Below are 16,889 nucleotides of genomic sequence, written 5' to 3' on the forward strand. Positions count from 1 at the left end.
TACTATGAGGGGATCATATCAAATCGGCAGGGCTTCTTATTAATCAATGGTAAAAGGCTCTTCCGTCAGAACCTGGCTTGATTTGCCTTTGTTCGCGGCATAGGCGAGCAAGTAATATTCTCCGGCCGGAAGCTTTGTTCCGCCATTAATCGTGCCGTCCCAGTCAAAGTACTGATAGCCTTTATCTTGATTTTTATAGATGCCGGCTTGGCCCGCAAAATCAAGACTGCTGTCATAGACGAGGAACGCCAGCTCTTCTGCTCCCGCAGGAAGGTAGGTTTCAATTTGATAGGTGCCTTGTTCAGATCCTTCGCTGACGGAGACAGATGTTACCCTCGGATAATCAGGCTCTTTGACGATCAGCAATGTAGGCACCTTAGCAACGGTTTTTCCGCCTTCTCTGACGATAACCGTTCCTTCATAGGTGCCGGCTTTTGTTTTCTTTGTATTGACCTTTACTTTTGCAGTGGCTTTTCCGGATTTATGTGCCGGAATCACAACACGGCTTGTACCAGATGTGGAGATGCCGCTGCCTTCAAATGAGTATTCAAGTGTGTATGACTTTCTAATGGAAGATTGGTTTTCAATCGTAAAGGTTTCTTTTTTCGTTTCATTTCCGTTTTCCTTCATGAATGTGCCATATGAATAGCTTCCAGGTGAGACGAGTGAGTCAGCTTTGATTGCATTCATGATTCTCGCACTGCCTGCGCCTTGGGCATTATGCGGATACACTTCTCCGTCGCCATCCTTTAAGGTGACAGCGGTGTTCATGATGGCGGCTTTGATCTGTTCAACGCTCCACTTTGGTTTGGCTTGTTTGATAACGGCAACCGCTCCGGCAATATGAGGAGATGCCATGCTTGTTCCTTGTTTTGATCCGTAGCCGTAAGGGTGGCCAGGATCATGTGTCGGAATGGTGCTGACGATATTGACGCCCGGCGCGGAAATATCCGGCTTAATCATCCACGTATCCATTACAGGGCCGCGGGATGAAAAATCAGCTACTTGCTCACCAAGCGCTTTTGAGACCGTCAACTTGAATGTTGTTTTCGTCTCGCCTGCTTTCAGGGCGCTGACGAGTTTTTCGCCGTCTTCTAATGAAAGCTTAATCGTTGGGACAGACATGCCCGGCACATTGGCTTCAATTTCCCCAGTGAGGTTGTTATACACAACCATGCCGATGGCGCCGGCTTTTTTTGCATGATCCGCTTTATCCACAAACGCAATGCCGCCCCTTTTGACAACGGCGACTTTGCCTGTCAGGTCTTTTCCTTCAAAATCCTTTTCCTCGCCAATTCCTGCTTCAACAAGCTCAACTTCTTTGTTATTGAGCGCTTTGACATCGTCCTCTTTGTTATAGCCCATCACTTTTGCTGAAGAATAGGAGCCGAATGTGACGGCGTATTCATTGAGCGGCAGCTGAGTCGCACCGACAGAAATTGCTTCTCTTGAAGTGCCTGGTGATCCGACTGTCCAGCCGTTCGGTCCGCTGTTGCCGTTTGACGTTACTGCGACAACACCTTCTGACATGGCCCAGTCAAGCGCTGTGCTTGTCGCCCAGTCCGGGTTGTTTAATGAGTTTCCAAGAGACAGGTTCATCACATCTGCTCCGTCCTGTACAGCGCGTTCTACTCCGGCAATGACATTTTCCGTTGTGCCGCTTCCGCCAGGGCCAAGAACACGGTAAGCAAGAAGTGTGGCATCAGGCGCTACGCCTTTAATCGTTCCGTTTGCGGCAACAGTTCCGGCTACGTGTGTGCCATGGTCAGTTGCTCCGCCCCTCGGATCGCCTGTTGGTGTTTCTTTTGGATCGTAATCATTGTCTACGAAATCATATCCTTTATATTGTCCGAAATTTTTCTTCAAATCAGGGTGATTGTATTCAACCCCTGTATCAATAATCGCCACTTTGACTCCTTTTCCTGTGTAGCCTAAGTTCCATGCGTCGTTTGCTCCGATATACGGTGCGCTGTCATCCATTTGCGGTGATACGGCGTCCTCGGAGATTGTGACGTCTTTATCCTTCATATGATCTGTTTTATATGTGACGTTCGGGTATACTGCCTTTACGTCTTTTACCGCGAGAAGTTTTGGAATCTCATTAGCTGGGAGTTTCATAGAAAAGCCTGAGAATACCTGTTCATATTCCCGGTTTACTTTTCCGTTTTTCACCGCTTTGACGGCTTTGTTTTTTGCTTTGGTGCGAGCGGTTTTCAGCTTGCTTTTCGTTTGGCTTTCTCCCGCTTCCTTCGCCTCTGCCAAGGATTTTTCTTTTAATTCCACAATAACGGTTGTTTTTTTGCTTGTTGTCATATCGATATCACCGAATATCTCGGCTTTTTCCAGGTCAGCCGATGTTTTTGAAGAAGCCGGCGCTGCCTTGACGCCCGTCATACCTGTGGATAACGTAAAAAATAAAACAAAACTTACAAGCAGAAAGCGAATGATCCCCTTTTTCAATGTGTTTCCCCCTTTGTATTTAGAAAAATGGTGAAGATCTAGTATATATTTCTTGAAAATTCAAAAAAGTCCTTGTGTCATTTGGACCATTTATTGGATTTTGCTTGTGTATAACGAAGGAGTTATACACAGAACCCTGTGTATAAGTGAATAAACCTGTGTATATATATAGTTGGGAATATATGTTCCTATACAAAATATAGAAGGGGTTTGTGGACATGTGGATATCTATTGTGATTAAGTTGTTCTTATCTTTGGGATAACCTGTGTATAAAGTTTTTAAAACAGTTCTCCAATTTTCATTTCAATTCTTTCAGCTTTCAACAAAACTTCTAAAAACTAGTTGGTTTTTTCACTCATATTGTGACAAAGAATTCTCTTCCCACGGTCTATCATAGAGTCATGAGTTTTGCTAGAGCCGCTAGTTTGCGAGAAAAGAAATCGGCCGTCTTTTCCCGCGGGCTCGGCTGAGAAAACGGGCTGCTAAAAAGGCTGCCTGCCAAAAAGAAGCGGAGGGATGTTTTTCTATGAAACGTTTGCTTGTATCTTTACGGGTGTGGATGGTCTTTTTGATGAACTGGGTGACGCCGGACAGAAAAACTGCGGCTGTCGCGGTCTATTCGGCTCAGCGTACATACCAAAGAAAAGCGGCGGTGCAGGCCGCAGGGCTTGTTTCGTTTTATGAATGGCGGATGGCTGTGAATGAGGAAGAAAAGCAGAAAGCAAAAGCCGCCGCGCTTTATAAAAGAAGATGTCTGCAAGCCTTCAAGGAATCGCCAAAACAGGAGAGAGCGGGCCCGCATCTTTACATGGCGGTCAAAAGGAGGTAAAATCCCAGTCAAAAGCAAATTGGCGGGAGAGATAGCCTCTTGAAAATCTATAAAGTATTAAACAACAATGCGGCTTTAATAAAAGAGGATGATCAGGAAAAAATTGTGATGGGACCTGGAATCGCTTTTCAAAAAAAGAAAAATGATCTCATCCCTATGAATAAAGTGGAAAAGATCTTTGTCGTGCACGACGAGAATGAAAAGTTCAAACAAATCCTGCAAACGCTGCCGGAGGAGCATATAGAAATAGCTGAGGATATCATCAGCTATGCGGAAGGAGAGCTCGCGGCGCCGCTGAGCGATCACATTCATATCGCGCTTTCTGACCATTTATCCTTTGCGATCGAAAGGGTTCAAAATGGGCTGCTTGTGCAGAATAAATTGCTGCATGAGATCAAGGCGCTCTATAAAAAAGAATATGAGATCGGCCTCTGGGCGATCGGACACGTAAAAGAGACATTGGGCGTGTCTCTTCCTGAAGATGAAGCGGGCTATATTGCCCTTCACATCCATACGGCGAAGATGGATGCGGAGAGCATGTATTCAGCGCTGAAGCATACGACCATGATTAAAGAAATGATAGAGAAAATAGAAAACTATTTTAATCGAAAGGTGGATGAAAAAAGCATTTCCTATCAACGCCTTGTCACGCATTTGCGATACGCGGTCAGCCGGTTGGAATCAAATGAAGCGCTCCATCGTATGGACGAGGAGATGCTTTATTTCATCCAAAAAAAGTATTCATTTGCCTATCAATGTGCGCTGGAGCTGGCGGAGTTTTTGAAAAATGAATATCAATTACATTTGCCGGAGTCCGAGGCCGGCTATATCACGCTGCATGTCCAGCGTCTTCAAGATCTCTCGGAATAACCGCTTTGACTTGCAGGGAGTCTTCTCTGGAAGTTTTTTTTATTGATCGGGATTCAGCGTATAGTACATCCAGCCCATCATTACCATTCCCGCGGTCAGATTGCCGAGCGTCACAGGAATTAAGTTTCTGACCGCTCCCAGCAGTGTCACCGTATCAGGATGATCGATCAAAAGTGAGATGGCGAATGTGCACATATTGGCAATGCTGTGCTCAAAACCAGAAATAAAGAAGCAGAAAACAAAAAGCATCATGGCAAACAGCTTTGCTCCTTCACCTTTGAGGGACATCGGAATGAAAAAGGCGAGGCACACAAGCCAATTGCACAGCATTCCTCTGAAAAACAGTTCAAAAGCGGGCGGCTCCATTTTATGCTCAGCCAGATGAATCAAAAAGGAATGTACAGAAGCCTCTTCAAAAAGTCCTGTTGCGCTGATCAGCATGGCAAACAGGAGGGCGCCAATCAAGTTACCGGCATAGCTTGATATCCACAGGTACAGGGAGTCGCGCCAGCGGATTTTTTTTCGGAGCGCGGTATAGGTGAAATAAAAGGTGTTGCCGGTAAATAAATCTCCGCCTCCGTAAGCAATCAGCAGAATAGCGGCTCCGAATGTGACAGCTGCTGCCGGAAAGGCAAATGGAGAATCGGCCATAGAGAAATAGCTGCCTGTTTTGCTTGCGGCTGTAATGCCGAAACCGATAAACATGCTGGCCAAAATCGACCGAAGCAAATAACGGGTTTTGCTTGAATTGAATATATTTTGTTTTTTCAAAGCGTACTGTTCAACCTTTTGCAATGCTTGAGTCTCCATGGCCTTTTCCTGCTTTCTATTATGATTGAGCATAGTATAGCATGATATTGTGAATTGTTTCACAAGTAATTTTTACGAATTTTTGTCTACATGTTTTATCAAACTTTTTAACTAAAAAACAGTTGACGAAAACGCTGTCATGTTTTATGATGAAAGCGTATTCTCAATCTGAATAAGCGGGATTGTGACTGGTAAAGCAGGCAAGACCTAAAATTTGCGTAAATGAAAAAGGATCACTGTGTCCTTTATTCGTTGGCGAATTTTAGGTCTTTTTTGTTTTAATAAAAGGGGGAGAAAAAGATGGACTACAAAGAGACTGCAAAACGCCTCATTGAGCTTCTCGGGGGGAAAGAAAACATTATCAGCGCGGCTCATTGTGCAACAAGACTGCGTTTAGTGATTAAGGATGAATCAAAGATAGATCAAGCACAAGTAGAAAATCTTGATGGCGTCAAAGGCGCTTTCAGCAGCTCTGGCCAGTACCAAATCATTTTCGGAACAGGCCTTGTCAATAAGGTGTATGATGCTTTTTCGAAGGAAGCGGATATTGATCATGAAGAACATGTAAACCATCAGGATGCGGCAAAAGAGAAGCTAAATCCTGCTGCGAGATTTGCGAAAACGCTTTCTAATATATTTGTTCCAATCATACCGGCTATTGTAGCCAGCGGCCTATTAATGGGATTACTGGGTATGATCAATGCGTTCCATTGGATGAGCAAGGACTCAGCACTGCTGCAGCTGCTTGATATGTTTTCAAGTGCAGCATTCATTTTCTTGCCGATTCTCATTGGAGTAAGCGCTTCAAAAGAGTTTGGCAGCAACCCTTACTTGGGAGCAGTTATCGGGGGAATCATGATTCATCCGACTCTCTTGAATCCATGGGGGTTGGCGGAAGCAACACCTGATTATATGAATCTATTCGGATTCGATATCGCGCTTCTCGGCTATCAGGGTACGGTCATTCCTGTTCTGCTGGCGGTTTATGTGATGAGCAAGGTAGAGAAATGGACAAGAAAAGTGGTTCCTCACGCGGTTGATTTGCTTGTTACACCTTTTGTTACAGTGATTGTCACCGGGTTTGTCGCTTTTATCGCGATTGGCCCTCTGGGCAGAGCCCTTGGCTCCGGCATTACGGTTGCTTTAACGTATGTATATGACCATGCCGGTTTTGTTGCGGGGCTGATTTTTGGGGGCACGTATTCACTCATCGTGCTGACAGGCGTTCATCACAGCTTTCATGCGATTGAGGCAGGCCTTATTGCAGATATAGGCAAAAACTATCTGCTGCCGATCTGGTCTATGGCGAATGTTGCACAGGGCGGCGCCGGCCTTGCTGTCTTCTTTATGGCGAAGAAGGCAAAGACAAAAGAAATTGCGCTTCCGGCTGCATTTTCCGCTTTTCTCGGCATTACTGAGCCTGTCATATTCGGAGTCAATCTTCGCTACCGAAAACCGTTTATCGCCGCGATGATCGGAGGCGCATTGGGCGGTGCATACGTTGTCTTTACACATGTTGCCGCAAACGCTTACGGGTTAACGGGTATTCCGATGATTGCCATCGCGGCTCCGTTTGGCTTCGGCAACCTGGCCAACTATCTGATTGGAATGGCGATTGCGGCAGTATCAGCGTTCATTGCAGCGCTTATCATGAAGATTAACGAGGATGAGGAGAGGAAAAAATGACAGTACATGATCAGGAGCTTCGGCGCCGGGCTTATGAGGAAGTGGATAAAAAAGAGCCGATTGTTAGCAGCGATCCGTACCGCCAGCATTTTCATATCATGCCGCCGGTTGGCCTGCTGAATGACCCGAATGGCGTGATTTATTGGAAGGGCAGCTATCATGTGTTCTTTCAATGGCAGCCATTTCAGACGGGGCACGGCGCGAAATTTTGGGGCCATTATACGACACAGGATATGGTGAGTTGGAAACGGGAAGAGATTGCGCTTGCCCCGAGTGATTGGTTCGATAAAAACGGCTGCTACTCGGGCAGCGCTGTCACAAAAGACGATCGGCTCTATCTATTTTACACAGGAAATGTCAGGGATCAGGACGGGAACCGGGAAACGTATCAATGCCTTGCTGTGTCTGACGACGGACTGTCCTTTGAGAAAAAGGGTGTCGTCGCCCGCCTCCCGGAAGGATACACGGCGCATTTTCGCGATCCGAAAGTATGGGAGCATGAAGGAACATGGTATATGGTGATCGGTGCGCAAACGGAGAGTCTGCAGGGACACGCTGTGCTGTTTGCTTCTGATAACCTGACAGAGTGGAGATTTCTCGGCCCGATAGCTGGCGCGGGCTTTAACGGGTTGGACGATTTCGGATACATGTGGGAATGCCCTGATTTGTTTTCCCTTCAAGGGTCAGACGTGCTGATCGTCTCGCCTCAAGGGCTTGAGGCTGACGGTATCCGTTATCAAAATGTGTATCAATCAGGTTATTTTATCGGGCGTCTTGATTATAGCAAGCCTGAACTAAGGCATGGGGATTTTACGGAGCTTGACCAAGGTTTTGATTTTTACGCACCCCAAACACTTGAAGACGATCAGGGAAGGCGGATTATGTTTGCATGGATGGCTGTGCCTGATCAGGATGAAGGGTCCCATCCGACGATTGACTATCACTGGATTCACTGTATGACGCTGCCGAGACAGCTGACGCTATCAGGACAAAAGCTGATTCAGCAGCCGCTGCCTGAGCTGAAAGCCATGCGCAGGAATGAGAAAAAAATACACATCAACATGCATGGATCATCTGGCACGCTGCCAGTTGAAAACCCTGAAAGAGCTGAGATCTTGCTTGAAGACATTGACACGGAGACTGGTTTTTCAATCAGTATTCGCGGAACAGCTGCGTTTTCCTTTCATAAGGACGAGGGGATTGTGACACTGGAGCGGACGAGCTTCGATGGAAAAGGAACAGAAGCGAGACATTGCCGCATCAAGGATTTGCATACCGTGCACATGTTTATCGACGCGTCATCTGTGGAAGTCTTTATCAACAACGGAGAAGAGGTCTTCAGTGCGAGATATTTTCCTTTCCCGGGAAATCATGAAGTGACAGCCAGTTCCACCGGCAAAACTGAAATGAACGTCGGAATTTGGACCCTTATGTAGAAAATCCTTCTATTTTCTTATGTGAAATCTGTGCCATCTGTGCTATTCTTCAACGATAACCTACTATTTTTTTCTGTAAAAGGAGTTGTTTTCTTGAATATACATGAACAGAAGATAACACCGGAATGTTTAGAAAAGGCTGCGGACCAAGTTGAAGATAAGCGGGAAGAATATAAGGATGTGCTGCTTCAGCTGAAAAAAATGCTTGGCGGAACAACGCCGCACAGTGAAACGGCGGAAATTCTTGCCCGGGCATATGAGCAAATGAAGGAATATGCACTTTTTGTTCAGTCGATAGAAGCATTTTTGAGGCAATCTGCGAACAATTTAAAAATCAAATAAACAGGCTGCCGACCGGATCGGCAGTTTTTTTCTGTGAAAGTTTTCAGTCATATAAAAAAGGCTGTCCTGCTGGGACAGCCTTTTTTGATTATGTTTATAATTGTTTATTCAGGCGCAGGGCAGAATGCTTCGTAGGTCCGACATACTGGTTTAGCGGGAAGGATTCTTTAATGGCAGCAGTAATGAATTCTTTCGCTGCGTAAATGGCTTCTTTGACTTCCGCACCTTTGGCGAGCTCCGCTGTCACGGCTGCTGAGAACGTACAGCCAGCTCCGTGTGTATAAGGCGTATCAATCATTTCACTTTCAAGAACTTCCGCTGTTTCTCCGTCATAGAGAACATCAACCGCTTTTTCATGTTTGAGTTTGCCTCCGCCTGTAATGACGACATATTGAGCGCCGAGCTCATGAATTTTTTTCGCTGCTTCGATCATATCGTCAACTGTTTTTAATTCATCCATGCCGCTGAGCTGGCTGGCTTCAAACAGATTCGGCGTAATGACAGTGGCAAGGGGCGCTAATTGTTCACGCAGGGCTTGGGCGTGCTCTGGATAAAGAACCTCATTAGCTCCTTTGCAAACCATAACCGGGTCAATTACCACATTTTTCAATTGTTTTTCTTTGATCGTTTTTGCCGCAAGCTCGATAATGTCAACGGTTGGCAGCATTCCTGTTTTCATGGCGTCCACACCGATGCCGTCCGTAATGGTTGCCAGCTGGGCGCGAATTATATCAGTATCGATCGGGAATACCTGGTGGTCCCAGCTGTTGTTCGGGTCCATCGCAACGACCACTGTTAAGGCGGTCATCCCGTATACGTTTTTTTCTTGAAATGTTTTTAAATCAGCTTGTATCCCAGCACCGCCGCTGGAATCAGAGCCGGCAATGGTGAGTGCTTTATGCATAGACATGTTTTGAACCTCCATCGTGTTTTGTCTTTCATTATAGTTAGATTTTCTCTGTATCACAATATAGAAGGTCTAAAGGAATCATCTGACAATACCCAAGGGCTTTCGTAAAATGCTACATAAGAAAACTAGGTAGGGGTTTTGTGATGTTAAATCGTGAACTGGTTAAGGGCAGCACCGTTATATTGGTATTGACGCTTTTGAACGAGCGGCCGATGTACGGCTATGAGCTTGTCAAAGAAATGGGAACACGCAGCGGAAATGAACTGCAGATGAAAGAAGGGACCCTGTATCCTTCTCTCCATAAGCTTGAGCGCCAAGGATTTATTTCGTCATATTGGGAGAAGCAGGAGAAAGGGCCTGACCGCAAATATTACCGGATTACAAATGAAGGCAAAGAGGTGTTGGCGGAACGCACGAAGGAATGGAGCGTTTTTTCGGCTATGATGGACCGAATGCTGAAGCGGGGCGGACAGAATGGATAAAGAAGCGTATTTATCTGAAATCAAAAACGGGCTTAAGGAGCTTTCAGAAGGCGAGGCAGTAATAGAAGAGATTGAGAGCCACATTGAACATCATCTGCTTCATTCTCTTCAAGAAGGGAAAAGTGAGGCGGAAGCTATGCAAACGTTACTACAGGTATTCGGAACGCCTGCTGACATTGTTTCTTCGTTTAAAAAAGAACAGCCTGTCACGTTCCGTGCATTTTTGTGTTTCCATCTTTTCTGTAACAGTGCATTATTTGCTGTCGGCACCGCCATTACGATGATGCATGTCTGGCTTGAATCACCCGTTGTTTATGCAGTATGGAAAGGCATTTCTGTTTCTGTGTGGCTGATCTTAGCTGCATATATCATCTACTGGGTGCTGATTGGGTATCAAGGGGTGAGGGAGTTTGGCAAACGCGGAGAACAGCTTGTATTGCATACGATTTTAATTTGCATGGTGCCAAATGTCATCTTTATGCTTGTTTTTCTTTTCAATGTGATTCCTGCCGCGTTGTTTCAATCCTTGCTGACGCCCTGGCTTGTAGGAACTTGTGTCTGTGCAACGCTGTTATTTCCATTATTCGGCCGAATGGGCTGTTATATTGGCAGGCGTAAGCTTGCCTGATTTTTTTGGTATATACATAGAATATCTATGTAAGGAAGGTGTATGTCATGAGGATTAGCTCTTGTTTATATGGTTTTGTGGCTCATGGAGCAGTATTTTTGTTTACTGGCGGCTACATGCTCTTGGCTATGTTAGCCAGCTTGCCTTTTGTTTTTCTGCATGATCGGCTGCCTGATGTTGTATTTACAGCCGGTGCCATTCTTATGCTGTTATGTACATATGCTTACGTCTGGTTTTGGGCGGTCCGGTTTGCGTATAACCAAAAAATGCGTCTGTTCGAGGTTCAATTGGGGTCCTTTGTGTTGCTGGCCATCATGATATCTTTGTTTTTATTAGATGGATCCAGTATGAAAGACATCGTAAGGAATTGGGACGATGCAGGCTGTGCTCTTGTTCCGCCGGCTTTTACATTTTTGTGTCTTTCTTATGCGCTGGTGCTGCTTCCGGTCTATCAATCTAAGCTGTGGCATCTCATTCTTCCGAATGGCGTCCGGCTGAAGGATCTTTTTCATGTCCTGGGAGATCTGATACTGATCATGGTGCTTCTGATCGGAGCCACCTTGCTGTTTCTATCATTTTAGTTTCCCGTTTCAGTAGGATATTCCCACTGATCTCCCGTCCAATATATGTTTTAATAGTACATGACTATGAAAATGAGAAGGAGAGCATCATGAAGATTTCTATCGTAATTGTGACCTATAACCGAATTCCGGCTTTGTGTGAGCTTCTGGAGTCGATTTCGCAGCAGACCATGAAGCCCTATGAAGTTATTATTGTGAATGATGCCGGGGAATCGGTCGTGCCGGTCAAAGCACTGTATCCGGAGCTGCCAATTGCTGTCATCAATTTAGAAAAGAACTCGGGGCATGTGGCTGCGAGAAATGCCGGTGTAAAAGAGGCGTCAGGCGATTGCATTATGCTTTGTGATGATGATGATTTCTTTACGCCGGGACATATGGAGAGAATGGCGAAAGAAATAGAAACGGCCGATTTTGTTCATTCTGATGCGGAAATTGTCTCGTTTGAAGAGAAAAACGGAACAAGATACCCAGTTTCCCGGAAGCTGTTTGCTTATACCGCTGACTATGAGGATATGAGAGTGTTCTCTACATACGTGCCGTCGGGCAGCATGTACAGACGTTTTCTGCATGATGAAATCGGGTATTTCGATGCTGATGTGCACAATTATTGGGACTGGGATTTTTATTTGCGCGCGGCTAAGGATTATCGGGTGAAGCGTGTCCCTTGCGCCAGTGTGATTTATGCCTTTAGTGACGCGGGGGACAATCAGTCCGCCGATCTTGGCGCCAAGCGGAAACAATATTTGGATCGTTTAAGTGAAAAGCACGGACTCGGGGAACTGCCGACGAAAAACTTTGCCGTTCTGCTTGAAGAGCCTGAGATGAAAAGACGGGAAGCAAAAAGTGAAATCGTATGGGATGGCAAGCCTGTCTTTTCCAGGCTTCATCGTTCGTAAGGGAGGCCTGACTCTTGAAACAGCTTTTACAGGACAGCTGGTGGAATCAGCTGAAGGAAGAGTTTGAGAAACCGTATTATCAAGAACTCAGAGAAATGCTGAAGCGGGAATACGCGGAGCAAACGATTTATCCGGACAGCCGGGATATTTTTAATGCGCTGCATTATACTTCATACGATGATGTGAAGGTGGTCATTCTCGGTCAAGATCCGTATCACGGGCCTGGACAGGCTCAAGGGTTGAGCTTCTCCGTAAAGCCGGGTGTAAAGCAGCCGCCTTCATTAAAAAATATCTTTCTTGAGCTGCAGCAGGACATCGGGTGCAGCATCCCGAATCACGGATCGCTTGTCAGCTGGGCAAAGCAAGGGGTTCTTTTGCTGAATACTGTGCTGACAGTAAGGCGCGGACAGGCGAATTCCCATAAGGGAAAAGGCTGGGAGCGTCTGACGGACCGGATTATTGACGTGCTGAATGAAAGGGAGCGGCCGGTGATCTTTATTTTGTGGGGCCGGCATGCCCAAATGAAAAAAGAACGGATCGACACGTCTAAGCATTTTATCATTGAATCGACGCACCCCAGCCCGTTTTCGGCAAGGAACGGATTTTTTGGAAGCAGACCGTTTTCCCGGGCGAATGCGTTCTTGGAGAAAATGGGAGAGGCGCCGATTGATTGGTGTATAAAGGATTTGTAAAAAGCGCAGATACTCTGCGCTTTTTTATTTAAGTATGTTCCGAATCATTCGCAGCCCGTTTTTGGAGGAAGGATAACGAAAAGCGAAGTCGAAGCGGTTCGTTTGTTTGACGACGCTTTTTTTGTGCGTAAATGTGTTAAAGCTGTCAGATCCGTGATAGCTGCCGATGCCGCTTTCTCCGACGCCTCCGAAAGGCAAATACGGTGTCGCGACGTGCATTAGCGTATCATTGACACAGCCGCCGCCAAACGAGAGTTTCTCTAAAACAGCTTGCTCGATTTCTTCGTTTGTGGTGAAGACATATAAGGCGAGCGGCTTTGGGCGCGTTTGGACTTTCTCGATGACTTCGCCGATATCGACGTATGTAAACAGCGGAAGAATCGGCCCGAAGATCTCCTCCTGCATCACCGGAGAGTCATCCTTCACTTGATCAAGAATGGTCGGAGCTATTTTGTGATGATCAGGATCAGATTGCCCGCCTGTAAGCGGGACTCCATCATTCAGAAAGCTGAGCAGCCGCTGATAGTGGCGCTCGCTGACGATTTTGCCGTACTGCGGATTCCGTTCGGGCTGAGGGCCGTAAAATTCACTGATCACCCGCTTCATTTCTTCTGTGAGCTTCGGTTTGATGTCTTCGTGGACAAATAAATAATCCGGTGCGATGCAGGTTTGTCCCGCATTAGTGAATTTCCCGAAGACAATGCGTTTGGCGGCAAGCTGTATGTCAGCATCCTTATGGACAATGCAGGGGCTTTTGCCGCCGAGCTCCAAGGTGACGGGAATTAATTGTTTGGCGGCAGCCTCCATGACGATTTTTCCCACAGCGACGCTGCCGGTAAAGAAAATATAGTCAAAGGGCTGCTGTAATAATGTGGTGCTGACGTCGGGCCCGCCTTCCGCCATAGCGACATAATCACTCGGAAAAACGCTGCTGATGAGTTTGGAAAGAATAGCGGAAACTGCCGGCGTATATTCTGATGGCTTGAGAACAACTGTGTTTCCGGCCGCAATGGCGCCAATCAAGGGAGAAAGCGCCAGCTGCAAAGGATAGTTCCAAGGCGCAATCACCAAAACGGTTCCATACGGCTCAGGGATAATGATGCTTTTGGAGCCTAAATGGGTCAGCGGTGTTTTGACACGTTTCGGCTTAGCCCATTTTCTCAGCCGTTTCATCACAAAGCTGATTTCCTCCAACACGATTCCGATTTCTGTCGTGTATGCCTCCTGTTCGGATTTGTGGAGATCCTGATAGAGAGCGGCTGTTAAATCGGCTTCATGTGTTTTGATGGTTTGTTTCAGCTTCTGTAACATGTCCAGTCTCGATTTGAGCGATCTTGTATGCCCCGCCGCAAAATAGGCTTTGTGCTTGCTGACGATAGAGGGGATGGTGTTCATTCCGTTTCTCCTTTTTTGTGAGGTAGGTGATTTATTATGTGAAAAATCTCTTCTGCTTGTCAAATACGCAAGGTTTGGCAGAAAAAATAACAAACTCATATCTGCGTTTACTGCAGGAATTTGATAAAATGCAGGAAGATGACAATTATTTTTTGGAGGGTTCTTGATGAACATTCATATATCTGCTTTGATTCAAAAGATGGAAGATGAGCTGAAAAAAGCAAAAACGGCTGAACGGGATGAGGAGCTGAAGCGTTCCGTAGCGGTTGTCCGGTCTTTGTGTGACGTCGTACTGGATCAGCCGGAGACCGCGAACGCGCCCCGCATACAGCCGAGCGTTACGCCAAGTCCTGCCCCGACGCCATCGACAGACCAGCTGATGATGGAAAAAATGATGGGAAGCGCGGGATTAAACAAATATCGAAAGCAAGAAAAAGAGAAGCAGGAAGAGGACGGAAACGGAGAATCTTTATTTGATTTTTAAAGAGAGAGGTTGAGCTCACGTGAAATTGGTTCTTGGCGCGCTGCAGTGGACAGCGTTTATCATTGCTGCGGCGATTATTGTTCCGGTGGCGGTTGCTCAGTCGTTTCATTTGGATCACTCGGATTCTGCGAGATTGATTCAAAGCACTTTTTTTGTACTGGGAATTGCCGCCGTCATCCAGTGTTTGAAAGGCCACAGGCTGCCGATCAATGAAAGCCCTGCCGGCTTGTGGTGGGGAGTGTATACAATCTACGCAGGGCTGACGGGAACTGTGTTTGCGACATATGGGGACACGCTGCGCGGTTTGCAGGGGGCTCTGCTTGTAAGCGCTGTATGTTTCTTTTTGTTAAGTGTCTTCAAGGTCATTGACCGGCTTGCAGCCTTATTTACACCGGTTGTCACCGGTGTCTATTTATTGCTGCTTGTGATGCAGCTGAGTCAGCCCATCATAAAAGGAATTCTTGGAATCGGCTATCGAAAGGACGGTGTGGACGGGCTTGTATTTGGCCTGGCACTTGTTGTGATTGCCGCCGCCTTTATGATGACAAATTCGAATATCATGTTTTTGAAGCAATATTCTATTTTATTGGCCCTGTTCGGGGGTTGGGTGCTGTTTGCGGCTGCCGGAGCGGCAAAGCCGATGGAAATGCCGGACCGGCTGTTTCAGCTGCCTTCTCTGTTTCCTTTTGGCACCCCGTTATTTAACAGCGGTCTTATTATCACCTCAATCTTTATTACGATCTTGCTGATCGTGAATATGCTGGCAAGCATGAAGGTGGTGGACATTGCTGTAAAAAAATTCGGCAAACAGCCGGATGGACAGCACCACGAACGCCATGCCGGTTTTGCCGCCTCATTCAGCCATCTGCTGAGCGGTTTGACGGGGGCTATTGCACCAGTTCCGATTTCTGGAGCCGCGGGTTTTATTGAGACGACGAAAATGTCTTCTAAAAAACCGTTTATGCTCGGCAGTATTCTGGTTGTCGCAATCAGCGTGATCCCGTTTTTTATGAATGCGTTTGCGAGTCTGCCGTCACCCGTTGGGTTTGCGGTAAACTTTGTTGTGTTCTCCGCAATGGGCGGTCTGGCCTTTGCAGAATTTGATTCGTATGAGAAAGAAGAATTGAAAAGGGTGCGGTCTGTGATCGGCATCTCGCTCCTGACTGGGGTCGGTTTCATGTTTGTTCCTGACACTGCATTAAAGGATTTGCATCCGGTAGTGATTTCTCTGTTAAGCAACGGGCTCGTCCTAGGAACGCTTGCTGCAATAGCGGCAGACCAGTTTCAGCTTTGGCGCAGGAGAAAATCCGACAATCTCGTGTCATCGGAGAACAAACGTTGAATTTTGGTACAGGTGCGATAAGATAAATGATATGAGTTTAACGAAAAGGCGGGAGAGACAGATGAAAGTTTTTATCATATTAGGGGCCATAAACGCTATGCTTGCCGTGGGGCTCGGCGCATTTGGCGCTCACGGATTAGAAGGGAAAATTCCTGATAAATACCTTCAGGTTTGGCACACAGGTGTGCAGTATCATATGTATCATGCTCTTGGGCTTTTCGTTGTCGCGTTTCTCGCCGATAAATTATCCGGCATCGGCAGTGTCACGACAGCCGGCTGGCTGATGTTTGCGGGAATTGTGCTGTTTTCCGGAAGCTTATATATCCTCAGTGTGACGCAAATCTCAATCCTCGGGGCCATTACTCCGCTCGGCGGTGTGGCGTTTATTATTTCTTGGATAATGATCGTTGTCGCAGCCGTCAAATATCTATAAACAAAAAAGCCAATCCTCATCAAATGAGTGATTGGCTTTTTCTTTACCTTGGCGAATAAGATGCCATGGAATATGGATATGTGTATGCAATTTCTTCATCAAATGTGACGTAATCAAGGTAGATCGTCAAGAGCAGGTAGCGTGTTCCTGATTTCGGATCGCTGATGATAATGTGATCACGGCCTGCTGCTTCAATCACGCCCCGAAAGATCTTTGAGCCCCATTCTTTGCTGTTTTCGAATGTCATATAAATCGTCGCCGTTTTTCCCCGGTTTAGGCGCAAGATGTTTTCAATGTAAGACTCTTCGACAGGCAGCATGCCCGGGACGTTTTGGCCAGGCGCTGACGGTGTCGGCCCGGATGGGATTTGAAACCCGCCTCCCTGCTGCTGGCCCGGGAATCCGAAGCCCTGCTGGCCTTGCTGCCCCTGCTGCATTGGCATCATTTGCTGCATCCCCATCGTCTGCATTTGTGGGCCTTGGCCTTGCTGCGGGTACGGATTGGCCCCGTACTGAGGCTGATACCCCTGCATATTATCATATGCCTGCATTTGCTGATATTGATTTTTTTTCGGTTTCATATCGTTCCTCCTTTTTATGAAAACCATTCAAA

General features: G+C 46.5%; 18 protein-coding genes. 13 read left to right on the plus strand and 5 right to left on the minus strand.

Going from position 1 to position 16,889, the window contains the following annotated elements; genetic code table 11:
• Positions 1-39: 39 nt before the first annotated feature.
• Entirely contained in the window at positions 40-2,460 is a 2,421-nt protein-coding gene (vpr, locus tag MOB98_RS08170; protein WP_268358857.1) for a serine protease Vpr, read from the minus strand.
• Between the two features lie 527 nt (positions 2,461-2,987).
• Here vpr and MOB98_RS08175 point away from each other — a divergent pair.
• Entirely contained in the window at positions 2,988-3,290 is a 303-nt protein-coding gene (locus tag MOB98_RS08175) for a hypothetical protein (protein ID WP_268358858.1), read from the plus strand.
• A 39-nt stretch (positions 3,291-3,329) separates the two neighbouring features.
• Positions 3,330-4,160 carry a sac operon transcriptional antiterminator SacT gene (sacT, locus tag MOB98_RS08180; protein ID WP_268358859.1) on the plus strand — a complete coding sequence of 277 codons (831 nt, stop codon included), beginning with the start codon at positions 3,330-3,332 and terminating at the stop codon, positions 4,158-4,160.
• A 39-nt stretch (positions 4,161-4,199) separates the two neighbouring features.
• Here the strand turns inward: sacT and MOB98_RS08185 are convergent, their stop codons facing one another.
• Positions 4,200-4,970 carry a formate/nitrite transporter family protein gene (locus MOB98_RS08185; protein WP_268358861.1) on the minus strand — a complete coding sequence of 257 codons (771 nt, stop codon included), beginning with the start codon at positions 4,968-4,970 and terminating at the stop codon, positions 4,200-4,202.
• A gap of 300 nt (positions 4,971-5,270) precedes the next feature.
• Here MOB98_RS08185 and scrA point away from each other — a divergent pair, with 300 nt between their 5' ends.
• The 3 genes from scrA to MOB98_RS08200 all read left to right on the plus strand — a co-directional run bounded on the left by scrA (position 5,271) and on the right by MOB98_RS08200 (position 8,434).
• Positions 5,271-6,656, plus strand: a complete 1,386-nt coding sequence (gene scrA, locus MOB98_RS08190) for a PTS system sucrose transporter subunit IIBC (RefSeq protein WP_268358863.1) — start codon at positions 5,271-5,273, stop codon at positions 6,654-6,656.
• Positions 6,653-8,092: a sucrose-6-phosphate hydrolase gene (gene sacA, locus MOB98_RS08195; RefSeq protein WP_268358865.1), complete on the plus strand. Its 1,440-nt coding sequence runs from the start codon at positions 6,653-6,655 to the stop codon at positions 8,090-8,092. Before scrA ends, sacA begins: the two co-directional genes overlap by 4 nt.
• A 93-nt stretch (positions 8,093-8,185) precedes the next feature.
• Positions 8,186-8,434, plus strand: a complete 249-nt coding sequence (locus MOB98_RS08200) for a hypothetical protein (RefSeq protein WP_268358867.1) — start codon at positions 8,186-8,188, stop codon at positions 8,432-8,434.
• A 94-nt stretch (positions 8,435-8,528) separates the two neighbouring features.
• Here the strand turns inward: MOB98_RS08200 and MOB98_RS08205 are convergent, their stop codons facing one another.
• On the minus strand, positions 8,529-9,344 hold the full coding sequence (locus tag MOB98_RS08205; protein WP_268358869.1) for a bifunctional hydroxymethylpyrimidine kinase/phosphomethylpyrimidine kinase: 816 nt from the start codon (positions 9,342-9,344) through the stop codon (positions 8,529-8,531).
• A gap of 143 nt (positions 9,345-9,487) precedes the next feature.
• Between MOB98_RS08205 and MOB98_RS08210 the strand changes: the two genes are divergently transcribed.
• The 5 genes from MOB98_RS08210 to MOB98_RS08230 all read left to right on the plus strand — a co-directional run bounded on the left by MOB98_RS08210 (position 9,488) and on the right by MOB98_RS08230 (position 12,623).
• A complete protein-coding gene (locus MOB98_RS08210; RefSeq protein WP_268358871.1) occupies positions 9,488-9,826 on the plus strand; it encodes a PadR family transcriptional regulator in 339 nt (112 codons plus the stop codon).
• The gene (locus MOB98_RS08215; protein ID WP_268358872.1) at positions 9,819-10,454 is read left to right on the plus strand and encodes a permease prefix domain 1-containing protein; all 636 of its coding nucleotides are present in this window, start codon (positions 9,819-9,821) and stop codon (positions 10,452-10,454) included. Before MOB98_RS08210 ends, MOB98_RS08215 begins: the two co-directional genes overlap by 8 nt.
• Positions 10,455-10,501: 47 nt before the next feature.
• A complete protein-coding gene (locus tag MOB98_RS08220) occupies positions 10,502-11,035 on the plus strand; it encodes a hypothetical protein (protein ID WP_268358874.1) in 534 nt (177 codons plus the stop codon).
• 89 nt (positions 11,036-11,124) lie between these two features.
• Entirely contained in the window at positions 11,125-11,931 is an 807-nt protein-coding gene (locus tag MOB98_RS08225) for a glycosyltransferase family 2 protein (protein WP_268358875.1), read from the plus strand.
• Between the two features lie 14 nt (positions 11,932-11,945).
• Positions 11,946-12,623, plus strand: coding sequence for a uracil-DNA glycosylase (locus tag MOB98_RS08230; protein ID WP_268358876.1), 678 nt, complete (start codon positions 11,946-11,948; stop codon positions 12,621-12,623).
• Between the two features lie 24 nt (positions 12,624-12,647).
• Here the strand turns inward: MOB98_RS08230 and MOB98_RS08235 are convergent, their stop codons facing one another.
• Positions 12,648-14,018 carry an aldehyde dehydrogenase gene (locus MOB98_RS08235; protein WP_268358878.1) on the minus strand — a complete coding sequence of 457 codons (1,371 nt, stop codon included), beginning with the start codon at positions 14,016-14,018 and terminating at the stop codon, positions 12,648-12,650.
• Positions 14,019-14,184: 166 nt separating this feature from the next.
• Here MOB98_RS08235 and MOB98_RS08240 point away from each other — a divergent pair, with 166 nt between their 5' ends.
• The 3 genes from MOB98_RS08240 (at position 14,185) to MOB98_RS08250 (ending at position 16,277) form a co-directional block, all read left to right on the plus strand.
• The gene (locus MOB98_RS08240; RefSeq protein WP_268358881.1) at positions 14,185-14,502 is read left to right on the plus strand and encodes a YwdI family protein; all 318 of its coding nucleotides are present in this window, start codon (positions 14,185-14,187) and stop codon (positions 14,500-14,502) included.
• 19 nt (positions 14,503-14,521) lie between these two features.
• Complete coding sequence (locus MOB98_RS08245) at positions 14,522-15,844, plus strand: purine/pyrimidine permease (RefSeq protein ID WP_268358884.1); 1,323 nt, start codon at positions 14,522-14,524, stop codon at positions 15,842-15,844.
• 61 nt (positions 15,845-15,905) lie between these two features.
• A complete protein-coding gene (locus MOB98_RS08250) occupies positions 15,906-16,277 on the plus strand; it encodes a DUF423 domain-containing protein (RefSeq protein ID WP_010332332.1) in 372 nt (123 codons plus the stop codon).
• A 43-nt stretch (positions 16,278-16,320) separates the two neighbouring features.
• Here MOB98_RS08250 and gerQ read toward each other — a convergent pair whose 3' ends face one another.
• Positions 16,321-16,857, minus strand: a complete 537-nt coding sequence (gene gerQ / locus MOB98_RS08255; RefSeq protein ID WP_268358885.1) for a spore coat protein GerQ — start codon at positions 16,855-16,857, stop codon at positions 16,321-16,323.
• Positions 16,858-16,889: the final 32 nt, after the last annotated feature.

The organism is Bacillus sp. N13C7 (assembly GCF_026790065.1).
Classification (GTDB): Bacteria; Bacillota; Bacilli; order Bacillales; family Bacillaceae; genus Bacillus.